The organism is Salmonella bongori NCTC 12419 (assembly GCF_000252995.1).
In the GTDB taxonomy this organism is placed as follows: domain Bacteria; phylum Pseudomonadota; class Gammaproteobacteria; order Enterobacterales; family Enterobacteriaceae; genus Salmonella; species Salmonella bongori.
On sequence record NC_015761.1, the window covers coordinates 111,333 to 124,019 of the forward strand.

Annotated in this window: 12 protein-coding genes; 7 read left to right on the plus strand and 5 right to left on the minus strand. The window is 51.4% G+C overall.

The genetic code is table 11. The features are described 5' to 3' along the window. Positions 1-17: 17 nt before the first annotated feature. The 5 genes from leuD to leuL form a co-directional block, all read right to left on the minus strand. Positions 18-623 carry a 3-isopropylmalate dehydratase small subunit gene (gene leuD / locus SBG_RS00495; RefSeq protein WP_000818518.1) on the minus strand — a complete coding sequence of 202 codons (606 nt, stop codon included), beginning with the start codon at positions 621-623 and terminating at the stop codon, positions 18-20. Positions 624-634: 11 nt separating this feature from the next. Further along, a complete protein-coding gene (gene leuC / locus SBG_RS00500; protein ID WP_001140683.1) occupies positions 635-2,035 on the minus strand; it encodes a 3-isopropylmalate dehydratase large subunit in 1,401 nt (466 codons plus the stop codon). Between the two features lie 2 nt (positions 2,036-2,037). Next, complete coding sequence (gene leuB / locus SBG_RS00505) at positions 2,038-3,129, minus strand: 3-isopropylmalate dehydrogenase (protein WP_000041784.1); 1,092 nt, start codon at positions 3,127-3,129, stop codon at positions 2,038-2,040. Further along, positions 3,129-4,700, minus strand: coding sequence for a 2-isopropylmalate synthase (gene leuA / locus SBG_RS00510; protein WP_000082868.1), 1,572 nt, complete (start codon positions 4,698-4,700; stop codon positions 3,129-3,131). Before leuA ends, leuB begins: the two co-directional genes overlap by 1 nt. An 88-nt stretch (positions 4,701-4,788) precedes the next feature. Next, positions 4,789-4,875, minus strand: coding sequence for a leu operon leader peptide (gene leuL, locus SBG_RS00515; RefSeq protein ID WP_013991354.1), 87 nt, complete (start codon positions 4,873-4,875; stop codon positions 4,789-4,791). Positions 4,876-5,531: 656 nt separating this feature from the next. On the opposite strand from leuL, the gene leuO reads away from it, so the two are divergent. The 7 genes from leuO (at position 5,532) to ftsL (ending at position 12,677) form a co-directional block, all read left to right on the plus strand. Next, a complete protein-coding gene (leuO, locus tag SBG_RS00520) occupies positions 5,532-6,476 on the plus strand; it encodes a transcriptional regulator LeuO (protein WP_001115430.1) in 945 nt (314 codons plus the stop codon). 321 nt (positions 6,477-6,797) lie between these two features. Further along, the gene (gene ilvI, locus SBG_RS00525; RefSeq protein WP_000425618.1) at positions 6,798-8,522 is read left to right on the plus strand and encodes an acetolactate synthase 3 large subunit; all 1,725 of its coding nucleotides are present in this window, start codon (positions 6,798-6,800) and stop codon (positions 8,520-8,522) included. 2 nt (positions 8,523-8,524) lie between these two features. Beyond that, the gene (gene ilvN / locus SBG_RS00530) at positions 8,525-9,016 is read left to right on the plus strand and encodes an acetolactate synthase small subunit (protein ID WP_020842643.1); all 492 of its coding nucleotides are present in this window, start codon (positions 8,525-8,527) and stop codon (positions 9,014-9,016) included. Positions 9,017-9,303: 287 nt separating this feature from the next. Next, positions 9,304-10,308: a catabolite repressor/activator gene (gene cra, locus SBG_RS00535; protein WP_000762396.1), complete on the plus strand. Its 1,005-nt coding sequence runs from the start codon at positions 9,304-9,306 to the stop codon at positions 10,306-10,308. A 605-nt stretch (positions 10,309-10,913) separates the two neighbouring features. Continuing rightward, complete coding sequence (gene mraZ / locus SBG_RS00540; RefSeq protein WP_000488292.1) at positions 10,914-11,372, plus strand: division/cell wall cluster transcriptional repressor MraZ; 459 nt, start codon at positions 10,914-10,916, stop codon at positions 11,370-11,372. A 1-nt stretch (position 11,373) separates the two neighbouring features. Further along, positions 11,374-12,315, plus strand: coding sequence for a 16S rRNA (cytosine(1402)-N(4))-methyltransferase RsmH (gene rsmH / locus SBG_RS00545; protein ID WP_000970431.1), 942 nt, complete (start codon positions 11,374-11,376; stop codon positions 12,313-12,315). Next, a complete protein-coding gene (gene ftsL, locus SBG_RS00550; protein ID WP_000625651.1) occupies positions 12,312-12,677 on the plus strand; it encodes a cell division protein FtsL in 366 nt (121 codons plus the stop codon). The genes rsmH and ftsL overlap by 4 nt, the downstream gene beginning before the upstream one ends. The last annotated feature ends 10 nt before the right edge of the window (positions 12,678-12,687 follow it).

Below are 12,687 nucleotides of genomic sequence, written 5' to 3' on the forward strand. Positions count from 1 at the left end.
CCATCCGGCGTCAGAGATTACTGCATAAACGCCGGTTGTTGATCTTCGTAGGCGGCAATCGCCTCTTCGTGCTGCAGCGTCAGTCCGATGCTGTCCAGGCCGTTCATCATACAGTGGCGACGAAAGGCGTCGATCTCAAAGGGATAGCGTTTATCGCCGGCTTTGACCTCCTGCGCTTCTAAATCCACCTCGAAGTGAATCCCAGGATTGGTTTGCACCAGAGTAAACAGCTCATCCACCTCTTCCTCGCTTAACTTTACCGGCAACAGCTGGTTGTTAAAACTATTACCGTAGAAAATATCCGCAAAGCTCGGTGCAATGACCACTTTAAAGCCGTAGTCGGTTAGCGCCCACGGGGCATGTTCGCGTGAAGAGCCGCAGCCAAAGTTTTCTCGCGCCAGCAGAATCGACGCGCCTTGATATTCCGGGAAGTTCAGGACGAAGGCCGGATTAGGCTGCTGGCCCTGTTCGTCCAGGAAACGCCAGTCATTAAACAGATGTGCGCCAAAACCGGTGCGGGTTACCTTCTGCAAAAACTGCTTGGGGATAATGGCGTCAGTATCGACGTTGGCGGCATCCAGAGGGACAACCAGGCCTGTATGTTGGATCAATTTCTCTGCCATGATTGCTCTCCTTATTTGATACTGCGAATATCGGCAAAACGACCGGTGACGGCAGCGGCAGCGGCCATTGCCGGGCTCACCAGGTGGGTGCGGCCGCCCCGGCCCTGGCGGCCTTCAAAATTACGGTTACTGGTCGACGCGCAGCGCTCGCCCGGGTTCAGGCGATCGTTATTCATCGCCAGACACATCGAGCAGCCCGGCAGACGCCACTCAAAACCCGCTTCAATGAAGATTTTATCCAGACCTTCCGCCTCTGCCTGTGCTTTCACCGGGCCGGAGCCGGGAACCACCAGCGCCTGTACGCCAGGGGCCACTTTACGGCCTTTGGCGATTTCCGCTGCCGCGCGCAAATCTTCAATGCGTGAATTGGTGCAGGAGCCGATAAAGACTTTATCGATCGCGACGTCCGTTAACGGCACGCCCGGCTGTAATCCCATATAGGCCAGCGCTTTTTCGGCGCTGGCGCGCTCAACCGGATCGCTAAAGGAGGCGGGATCGGGGATAATTTCGGAGACGGAAATCACCTGACCCGGATTGGTGCCCCAGGTGACCTGCGGCGCAATCTCTTCCGCCCGCAGGGTGACAACGGTATCAAACGTGGCGCCGTCGTCGGTTTTCAGGGTTTTCCAGTACGCTACGGCGTCGTCAAAATCTTTGCCTTTCGGCGCGTGCAAACGGTCTTTAACGTAGTTGAAGGTGGTTTCATCCGGCGCGACCAGACCGGCTTTGGCGCCCATCTCAATGGCCATGTTGCACAATGTCATCCGGCCTTCCATACTCAGCGCGCGGATCGCTTCGCCGCAGAACTCCACCACATGGCCGGTACCGCCGGCACTGCCGGTTTTGCCGATAATCGCCAGCACAATATCTTTGGCGGTGATGCCTGGCGCGACGGTGCCGGTTACGTCAATCTTCATGGTTTTAGCGCGACCCTGCTTCAGGGTTTGCGTTGCCAGCACATGTTCCACTTCAGAGGTGCCGATGCCGAACGCCAACGCGCCAAAGGCGCCGTGGGTAGCGGTATGAGAGTCGCCGCAAACAATGGTCATGCCCGGTAAGGTAACGCCTTGCTCTGGTCCCATCACGTGGACGATGCCCTGATACGGGTGGTTCAGATCGTACAACTCCACGCCAAACTCGTTGCAGTTTTTAATCAGTTCCTGCATTTGAATGCGCGCCATCTCGCCGGAGGCGTTAATGTCTTTCGTTTGCGTGGAGACGTTATGATCCATTGTCGCAAAGGTTTTACCCGGCTGACGAACCGGACGGTTGTGCGCACGCAGACCGTCAAATGCCTGTGGAGAAGTCACTTCGTGCACCAGATGTCTGTCGATATATAACAGCGGGGTTTCGTTTTGTGCTTCATAAACGACATGCGCGTCAAATAATTTTTCGTATAACGTTTTAGCCATAATTACACCCCTTCTGCGACATAACGGGCAATGATGTCGCCCATTTCATCGGTACTGACAGCGGCAGCGCTACGGGCCAAATCGCCAGTGCGGATGCCTTCTTCTAATGCGCGGTTAATCGCACGCTCAATGGCGGTTGCCGCGTCATCGGCGTCCAGGCTGTAGCGAAGCAGCAGAGCCAGCGACAGGATCTGGGCTATTGGATTAGCGACATTTTTCCCGGCGATATCCGGTGCGGAACCGCCAGCCGGTTCATACAGACCAAACCCTTGCTCGTTCAGGCTGGCAGATGGCAGCATCCCCATTGAGCCTGTAATCATGGCGCATTCGTCAGACAGAATGTCGCCGAACAGGTTAGAGCACAGCAGCACATCAAACTGCGACGGATCTTTGATTAACTGCATGGTGGCGTTGTCAATGTACATGTGCGCCAGTTCCACGTCGGGATACGCTTTCGCGACGTCATTGACGACATCACGCCACAGGATAGAGCTTTGCAGTACGTTGGCTTTATCAATAGACGTCACTTTACGGCGGCGTTTGCGTGCTGATTCAAAGGCGATACGGGCAATGCGTTCGATTTCAAAGCGGTGATAAACTTCGGTATCAAAGGCTTTTTCGTACTGACCGCTGCCTTCCCGTCCCTTTGGCTGGCCGAAATAGATCCCGCCAGTCAGCTCACGGACGCACAGAATATCGAAACCGTTAGCGGCGATATCGGCACGCAGCGGGCAAAACGCTTCCAGCCCCTGATACAGTTTCGCCGGGCGAAGGTTACTGAATAATTTGAAATGTTTACGCAGCGGCAGCAGGGCGCCGCGCTCTGGCTGGCTATCCGGGGGTAAATTTTCCCATTTCGGGCCGCCAACGGAGCCAAACAGAACGGCATCCGCATGTTCGCACCCTTCAACAGTGGCTTTTGGCAGTGGATGGCCATGATTGTCGATAGCAATACCGCCGACATCATAGCGGCTGGTGGTAATACGCATATCAAAGCGGCTGCGTACCGCATCCAAAACTTTCAGAGCTTGTGCCATGACTTCCGGGCCGATGCCGTCGCCCGGCAATACGGCAATATGATGGTTCTTCGACATTACACGGTTTCCTTGTTGTTCTCTTTATCGTGAGCTTTGCGTTGCAATTCTTTTTCAACTTCGGCGGCGCGCCAGATATTGTTCAGCACATGCACCATCGCTTTCGCGGAGGATTCGACGATATCGGTCGCCAGACCAACGCCGTGGAAGCGTCGGCCATTATGATTCACGACGATATCCACCTGGCCCAGCGCGTCTTTGCCCTGGCCTTTGGCGTTCAGGTCGTATTTGACCAGCTCAATGTCGTAGTTGGTGATGCGGTTAATTGCCTGATAGACCGCGTCAACCGGACCGTTACCGTTCGCTGCTTCAGCTTTTACCTCTTCGCCGCAGGCCAGCTTCACGGAGGCGGTAGCGATATCACTGGAGCCCGATTGCACGCTGAAGTAGTCCAGGCGGAAATGCTCTGGTTCTTCCTGCTGTTTATTAATGAACGCCAGCGCTTCCAGGTCATAATCGAAGACCTGGCCTTTTTTATCCGCCAGCTTCAGGAACGCGTCGTACAGGTGATCCAGGTTATAGTCGCTTTCCTGATATCCCATCTCCTCCATACGGTGTTTAACCGCGGCGCGTCCGGAACGAGAGGTCAAATTCAGCTGTACCTGGTTCAGACCGATGGACTCCGGAGTCATGATTTCGTAATTTTCACGGTTCTTGAGAACGCCGTCCTGGTGGATGCCGGAAGAGTGGGCGAAAGCGCCGCTGCCGACAATCGCTTTGTTGGCCGGAATCGGCATGTTGCAGATTTGGCTGACGGTCTGGCTGGTACGCCATATTTCGTTGTGATTGATGTTGGTGTGGACGTTCATAATGTCTTTACGTACTTTTATCGCCATGATCACTTCTTCCAGCGCGCAGTTACCAGCGCGTTCGCCGATACCGTTCATCGCGCCTTCAACCTGACGCGCGCCCGCATGAACTGCCGCCAGCGAGTTGCCTACTGCTAATCCTAAATCGTCGTGGGTGTGAACGGAGATAATGGCTTTGTCGATATTAGGAACACGTTCATACAGACCAGAAATGATTCCCGCAAATTCAAATGGCATGGTGTAGCCCACAGTATCGGGAATATTGATCGTTCTCGCCCCGGCGTTAATGGCGGCTTCCACCACTCGCGCTAAATCGTCGACAGGCGTCCGGCCAGCGTCCTCGCAGGAGAATTCCACGTCATCAGTGTAATTACGCGCACGCTTAACCATATATACTGCGCGCTCTATGACCTCATCCAGCGTACTGCGCAGCTTCGTGGCGATATGCATAGGCGAGGTGGCGATAAAAGTATGAATACGAAACGCTCCGGCGACTTTCAACGACGCCGCCGCGACGTCGATGTCTTTTTCTACGCAGCGCGCTAAGGCGCAAACGCGACTGTTTTTGATCGTTCGCGCGATGGTTTGTACAGACTCAAAATCACCCGGAGAGGAAACCGGGAAGCCCACCTCCATGACATCAACGCCCATACGCTCAAGGGCCAGGGCAATCTGCAACTTCTCTTTCACGCTCAGACTGGCCTGTAATGCTTGTTCGCCGTCGCGTAAGGTCGTATCAAAAATAATGACTTGCTGGCTCATGGTCTGGTCCTTGTCTTCTGAAGCGTCTTGCGTCGGGCATAAAAAAACCCGCGCAACGGCGCGGGTTTTTGTTTGACGTCGAGCTGACTTAATGCTGAATGTCGCCCACCGCTCTACCGCGCACAGTAAATGCGTTTAGTAGTAGTAGCCCGGTGAAACGAACGATATACGACATTAATTCAACTCCAGCGAATACGATATGCTTTTAGTGGTACTGGATATGCCGTTTGATGTCAACTCTGATTTCTGCCGGTATTGCATTTTGTTGGCGATATCCGGCTTCGTACTTTAGCTAATTGTGCTGGTCTGTACGTCCTATAAAGGATAAAACAATGGGTGGATATTCATACTTTTCATTGTTTGAAATATTTAGGCATTTTTGTTTGCAAATTGATGAGGCGCGTGGCCTGCGAAAGGTATGCTAAAGGTCAGGTTTATCTTTTTGATTTATTTTATTTTTTAACAAATACCCCTTCTCATATAATGGATAAGGGTAAGGTTATTGATAAATTAATGTTAACTTTTCAGGTATTAATAATATAAACATTTAATTGAAACTTAAACTATCATTCACTTGGTGTATGATTGTATATTCGTCATGGTTATGTTTATATTGCTTCCGTCATTTAAACATTATGAATCGCGGTGATGTGACTCAGGACACATTATGCTTGCGCTGGCATTTTATTTATCACTGTCAGCGTCTTTATGTTTTCCGAATTTTAACGCTATCCCTTTTTCTTATTTTATATGCATGGTAAATCATATTTTCAGGAATTATTTCTGCTTTCAGCCAGAAAAAGGGAGTTAAGCGTGACAGTGGAGTTAAATATGCCAGAGGTCAAAACCGAAAATCCGCCTCTTTTAGAGATGGGAAAACCGCAGCTTCGCATGGTTGATTTGAACCTGTTAACTGTGTTCGATGCGGTGATGCAAGAGCAGAATATTACGCGCGCCGCCCATACTCTGGGAATGTCGCAGCCTGCGGTCAGTAACGCCGTAGCACGCCTGAAGGTTATGTTTAATGACGAGCTTTTTGTTCGGTATGGACGAGGAATTCAGCCGACGGCCCGTGCATTTCAGTTATTTGGTTCAGTCCGTCAGGCGCTGCAATTGGTACAAAATGAATTACCAGGTTCAGGGTTTGAGCCGACCAGCAGTGAACGTGTATTCAATCTTTGCGTGTGCAGCCCGCTGGATAATATTCTTACATCACTGATTTATAATCGCGTAGAACAAATTGCGCCGAATATTCATGTCGTTTTTAAAGCTTCATTGAATCAGAATACTGAACATCAACTGCGCTACCAGGAAACCGAGTTCGTTATTAGTTATGAAGAATTCCGCCGTCCTGAATTTAGCAGTGTACCGCTATTTAAAGATGAAATGGTTTTAGTCGCCAGTCGGAAACATCCGCGTATTAGTGGCCCACTGCTGGAAAGTGAAGTTTATAATGAGCAACATGCCGTGGTTTCTCTTGAGCGTTATGCCTCATTTAGCCAGCCGTGGTATGACACGTCGGATAAACAGTCGTGTGTAGCGTATCAGGGTATGGCGCTTATCAGCGTCCTGAATGTAGTTTCGCAGACGCATTTGGTCGCTATTGCCCCACGCTGGTTAGCGGAAGAGTTTGCAGAGTCGCTGGATCTGCAAATCCTGCCGTTACCTTTAAAACTGAATAGCCGGACATGCTACCTCTCCTGGCACGAAGCGGCTGGGCGCGACAAAGGGCATCAATGGATGGAAGAGTTATTAGTCTCTGTGTGTAAGCGATAAAAGCAGGCAGAATAAATCGGGAATGATTTCTGGTTTATTCTGCTTTTTGCCGTGTATAGGAAATTTTATGCTGAATTAACGATTGGCGATGTTTTCCATTTCTGCGAAAAATAGATGAATTGCTGTTAGTTGGCATTTATAAGCGATTATTTATCACCCTGTGCGATTCAGGTGGAACATTTCTCCATTTCTTCTCTTCTTGCTTCCTTATTATCCTAATCTTCTCATCCTTTACGTCATTCCCCCCAATTGCCAGGTGCAATAGCGAGCGGTTAAGGTGTCCGTCAAACCGTGATGGCAGGTATAAAGTGGAGGCAAGCCGTGGAGATGTTGTCTGGAGCCGAGATGGTCGTTCGCTCGCTTATCGATCAAGGCGTAAAGCAGGTGTTCGGCTACCCTGGGGGCGCTGTGCTTGATATTTATGATGCCCTGCATACCGTCGGAGGAATCGATCATGTATTGGTTCGCCACGAGCAGGCCGCGGTACATATGGCGGACGGTCTGGCACGAGCCACGGGCGACGTTGGCGTGGTGCTGGTGACTTCCGGGCCAGGGGCGACCAACGCGATTACCGGGATTGCCACGGCCTATATGGATTCCATTCCTCTGGTAATTCTTTCTGGCCAGGTCGCTACCTCATTGATTGGCTACGATGCCTTTCAGGAGTGCGACATGGTGGGAATTTCCCGCCCGGTGGTCAAGCATAGTTTTCTGGTCAAACAGACAGAAGATATTCCTCAGGTACTTAAAAAAGCCTTCTGGCTGGCCGCAAGTGGGCGTCCCGGCCCGGTGGTGGTGGATCTGCCGAAAGATATTTTGAATCCGGCGAAAAAAATGCCATATGTCTGGCCGGAAACGGTCAGTATGCGCTCTTATAACCCCACAACATCAGGACACAAAGGGCAAATTAAACGTGCGTTGCACACTCTGGCCTCGGCGAAAAAACCGGTGGTCTATGTGGGAGGTGGAGCGATAAGCGCGGCCTGCTATGAACCACTGTACCAAATAATAGACGCCTTTAACCTGCCGGTGGTCTCTTCATTAATGGGACTGGGCGCGTTTCCGGCCACGCATCGCCAGTCGTTAGGAATGCTGGGAATGCATGGCACTTATGAAGCCAATATGACGATGCATAATGCCGATGTGATTTTCGCTGTCGGCGTGCGATTTGACGACCGGACAACGAATAATCTCGCGAAATATTGTCCAGATGCGACGGTATTACACATTGATATTGATCCTACTTCTATTTCTAAAACAGTTAACGCCGATATCCCGGTGGTAGGCGATGCCCGCCTGGTGCTGGAACAAATGCTGGAGTTATTGGCACACGATACGCCGACTCAGCCGCTGGACGATATTCGCGACTGGTGGCAGCAGATAGAGCGCTGGCGTGCTCGTCAGTGTCTGAAATATGACGTGGAAAGCGAGAGCATTAAACCCCAGGCGGTGATTGAAACTCTCTGGCGCCTGACGAAGGGCGACGCATACGTGACGTCCGACGTAGGACAACATCAGATGTTTGCCGCGCTCTATTACCCCTTCGATAAACCCAGACACTGGATTAACTCCGGCGGGCTTGGCACGATGGGCTTTGGGCTACCGGCTGCGCTGGGCGTCAAAATGGCCCTGCCGGAGGAAATGGTGGTCTGCGTTACCGGTGATGGCAGTATACAGATGAACATTCAGGAGCTGTCGACAGCATTACAGTATGAGCTGCCGGTACTGGTGTTGAACCTGAACAACCGCTATCTGGGGATGGTGAAACAGTGGCAGGATATTCTCTATTCCGGTCGCCATTCTCAGTCTTATATGCAGTCATTGCCGGATTTTGTGCGCCTGGCGGAAGCATATGGCCATGTCGGTCTCCAGATTAACCATCCGGATGAGCTGGAAAGCACGCTCAGTAAAGCCCTTGAGTATGTACGTAATAATCGACTGGTATTTGTCGATGTCACCGTTGATGGCCGCGAGCATGTCTATCCGATGCAAATTCGAGGCGGCGGGATGGACGAAATGTGGTTAAGCAAAACAGAGAGGACCTGATGATGCGCCGGATATTATCGGTATTACTGGAAAATGAATCAGGGGCGTTATCGCGGGTTATCGGCCTCTTTTCGCAACGCGGATATAACATTGAAAGCCTGACCGTCGCGCCGACGGACGATCCGACCCTGTCGCGCATGACTATCCAGACGGTGGGGGATGAAAAAGTGCTTGAGCAAATTGAAAAGCAGCTACACAAGCTGGTTGATGTATTGCGCGTTAGCGAGCTGGGGCAAGGCGCGCACGTTGAGCGGGAGATCATGCTGGTAAAAATTCAGGCCAGCGGTTACGGGCGCGAAGAGGTAAAGCGGAATACGGAGATTTTCCGCGGCCAGATTATTGATGTTACGCCGACGCTGTATACCGTTCAACTGGCGGGCACCAGCGATAAACTGGATGCTTTTCTGGCTACGCTGCGTGATGTGGCGAAAATTGTTGAAGTGGCGCGCTCGGGCGTTGTCGGGCTTGCGCGCGGCGATAAAATTATGCGCTAATTCGATTTGCTGGATGGCGACGTGGTCGCGTCTTATCCTGTCAGGGGAGTAATACTTTGCCCTGGTCTGATAAGCGCATCGCCATCAGGCAGGACTGACGGATGTCAGTTCATCAGAGAACTATCGCTTCCAACCCAATCTCACCGGTTGGGCTTTTTTTTGCGAAATCCGTGGTAACCCGGAATAAAAGCGGTTGCCGGAGTGATCAATCTGCGCTTAGATGTTAAAGATTTTAACCCATGCCGACATAAAGGTTATGGTTTGTACAATTTACACAAGGGGCAATTGTGAAACTGGATGAAATCGCTCGGCTGGCCGGTGTCTCGCGCACAACTGCAAGCTACGTTATAAACGGTAAAGCAAAGCAATACCGCGTGAGCGACAAAACCGTAGAAAAAGTCATGGCGGTGGTGCGTGAGCATAATTACCATCCTAATGCTGTGGCTGCCGGGTTACGTGCTGGACGCACACGTTCTATTGGTCTGGTGATCCCGGATCTTGAAAACACGAGCTACACCCGTATCGCAAACTATCTTGAGCGCCAGGCGCGCCAGCGTGGCTATCAACTGTTGATCGCCTGTTCTGAAGATCAGCCGGATAACGAAATGCGCTGCATTGAGCATCTTTTACAGCGTCAGGTCGATGCGATTATCGTTTCAACCTCGTTACCGCCGGAACATCCCTTTTATCAGCGCTGGGCTAATGATCCGTTCCCCATCGTCGCGCTTGACCGCGCCCTTGATCGTGAACATTTCACCAGTGTGGTTGGCGCCGATCAGGATGATGCCGAAATGTTGGCGGAAGAACTGCGTAAATTCCCGGCGGAAACGGTGCTTTATCTGGGCGCATTGCCGGAGTTATCCGTCAGTTTTTTACGCGAGCAGGGATTTCGCGCCGCGTGGAAAGATGATCCACGTGAGGTGAATTTCTTATATGCTAACAGCTATGAACGCGAAGCCGCCGCTCAACTGTTTGAAAAATGGCTGGAAACGCATCCTATGCCTCAGGCGCTCTTTACCACATCATTCGCGTTATTGCAGGGAGTGATGGACGTGACGCTGCGGCGTGATGGCAAATTGCCTTCAGATTTAGCCATTGCGACTTTCGGCGATCATGAATTGCTGGATTTTCTGCAATGCCCAGTACTGGCCGTGGCGCAGCGTCATCGCGATGTGGCGGAACGCGTGCTGGAGATTGTGCTGGCAAGCCTTGATGAGCCGCGTAAACCGAAACCGGGCTTAACGCGTATTCGGCGTAACCTGTATCGTCGCGGTATTCTTAGCCGTAGCTAGCGGAGTGGCGGTAAAAGACTTCTCTTTTGCCGCCGTCAAACAAAAAACGTATCAGCAAAAATATCCCTGGAATAATTAAGATTATTCCTTAAAGTTGTTCGAAACTTCTTTTTTATTACCTCTCTTTTGTCCGAAATTGGCTGCTTTACGCTAATTAAGACGTAACGATTGTTTTCCTTTGTCTTGTTTTGTTACAAGCAGGCAAGAAATCGTCCAATTAACAGCCACTTTTCTTTCAGGTGCAACAGTTGTCCCGCAGGCGCTGGTACAGCAGGCGCCGGACGCGTTAAACAGACACTGTTAACACAGTGCAATATGTCCTAAAATGCCGCTCGCGTCGCAAACTGACACTTTATATTTTTCTCGGATTATATGGAGTCCGTTTTAAACGGTGGTGGGTCTTTGGTTTTTTTCTTACAAATATTCATAACGTTAATTTGCCTGGTGCGCTGGATGGAAATTAGTCAACGCAGATATTAGCCATAAACATTGGTTTTTTTACTCTGGTAAGCGTTGTGACTTGCTTGACAAGCTTTTCCTCCGCTCCGTAAACTCCCTCGAGTGGGAATTTGTGGGATAAAGTGGTAAGAAGGGGGGAGACTGGCATGTTCCGGGGGGCAACGTTAGTCAATCTCGACAGTAAAGGGCGCCTGACCGTGCCGACCCGTTACCGGGAGCAACTGATCGAGAGCGCTACCGGTCAAATGGTATGTACCATTGACATCCATCACCCATGCCTGCTGCTTTACCCCCTGCCTGAATGGGAAATTATTGAGCAAAAATTATCTCGTCTGTCGAGCATGAACCCGATAGAACGTCGCGTACAACGTTTACTGTTGGGTCATGCCAGTGAATGTCAGATGGATGGTGCAGGTCGATTACTGATCGCGCCAGTTCTGCGGCAACATGCCGGACTGACGAAAGAAGTGATGCTGGTTGGACAGTTCAACAAATTTGAGCTGTGGGATGAAACGACCTGGTATCAACAGGTCAGGGAAGATATCGACGCTGAACAGTCCGCTACTGAAACGTTGTCGGAGCGGCTGCAGGACTTGTCTCTATAAGATGATGGAAAATTTTAAACACACTACGGTACTGTTGGATGAAGCCGTTAATGGGCTGAATATTCGTCCTGATGGTATCTATATTGATGGCACATTTGGTCGCGGCGGCCACTCGCGTCTGATCCTCTCGCAACTGGGTGAAGAGGGGCGTTTGTTGGCGATCGATCGCGATCCGCAGGCAATTGCCGTTGCGCAGGCCATTAATGATCCTCGCTTCTCCATCATTCATGGGCCTTTTTCCGCGCTGGCTGATTATGTGGCCGAGCGCGAGCTTACCGGTAAGATTGACGGAATCCTTCTCGATCTTGGCGTCTCTTCTCCGCAGCTCGATGATGCAGAGCGCGGCTTTTCATTTATGCGGGATGGTCCGCTGGACATGCGAATGGACCCGACCCGCGGGCAGTCTGCCGCCGAGTGGTTACAAACGGCGGCTGAGGCGGATATCGCCTGGGTGTTAAAAACCTTTGGCGAAGAACGTTTTGCCAAACGTATTGCTCGCGCCATTGTTGAGCGCAACCGCGAACAACCAATGACCCGTACCAAAGAGCTGGCGGAAGTGGTTGCGGCGGCGACCCCGGTAAAAGACAAATTCAAACATCCTGCGACCCGTACCTTCCAGGCGGTGCGCATTTGGGTAAACAGTGAACTGGAGGAGATAGAGCAGGCGCTAAAAAGCTCACTCAGCGTGCTGGCCCCGGGCGGTCGGCTTTCAATCATCAGCTTCCATTCGCTGGAGGACCGCATTGTGAAACGCTTTATGCGCGAGCAAAGTCGCGGTCCGAAAGTACCCGCCGGGATCCCGATGACGGAAGCGCAGCTCAGTAAACTGGGTGGCCGCGAGTTAAGAGCGTTAGGCAAGTTGATGCCGGGCGAAAAAGAGGTTGCTGAAAATCCTCGGGCCCGTAGTTCAGTTCTGCGTATTGCAGAGAGGACGAACGCATGATCAGCAGAGTGACAGAAGCCCTAAGCAAAGTTAAGGGGTCGATAGGAAGCAACGAGCGCCATGCTTTGCCTGGCGTAATCGGTGACGATCTTTTGCGGTTCGGGAAGCTGCCACTCTGCTTGTTCATTTGCATCATTTTAACGGCGGTGACGGTGGTAACAACGGCGCACCATACTCGTCTGCTCACCGCTCAGCGTGAACAGCTGGTTCTGGAGCGCGATGCATTGGACATTGAATGGCGCAACCTGATCCTTGAAGAAAACGCGCTCGGCGATCATAGCCGGGTAGAGCGGATTGCAACGGAAAAGCTGCAAATGCAGCATGTTGATCCATCACAAGAAAATATCGTAGTGCAAAAATAAGGATAAACGC

Bases quoted from the DNA above. Each gene is read 5' to 3' on its own strand.
- ftsL (WP_000625651.1), top strand. From the start codon at position 12,312: ATGATCAGCAGAGTGACAGAAGCCCTAAGCAAAGTTAAGGGGTCGATA.
- leuB (WP_000041784.1), bottom strand. From the start codon at position 3,129: ATGTCGAAGAACCATCATATTGCCGTATTGCCGGGCGACGGCATCGGC.
- ilvN (WP_020842643.1), top strand. From the start codon at position 8,525: ATGCGCCGGATATTATCGGTATTACTGGAAAATGAATCAGGGGCGTTA.
- leuL (WP_013991354.1), bottom strand. From the start codon at position 4,875: ATGTCGTATATCGTTCGTTTCACCGGGCTACTACTACTAAACGCATTT.
- leuA (WP_000082868.1), bottom strand. From the start codon at position 4,700: ATGAGCCAGCAAGTCATTATTTTTGATACGACCTTACGCGACGGCGAA.
- leuC (WP_001140683.1), bottom strand. From the start codon at position 2,035: ATGGCTAAAACGTTATACGAAAAATTATTTGACGCGCATGTCGTTTAT.
- leuD (WP_000818518.1), bottom strand. From the start codon at position 623: ATGGCAGAGAAATTGATCCAACATACAGGCCTGGTTGTCCCTCTGGAT.
- mraZ (WP_000488292.1), top strand. From the start codon at position 10,914: ATGTTCCGGGGGGCAACGTTAGTCAATCTCGACAGTAAAGGGCGCCTG.
- rsmH (WP_000970431.1), top strand. From the start codon at position 11,374: ATGATGGAAAATTTTAAACACACTACGGTACTGTTGGATGAAGCCGTT.
- leuO (WP_001115430.1), top strand. From the start codon at position 5,532: ATGCCAGAGGTCAAAACCGAAAATCCGCCTCTTTTAGAGATGGGAAAA.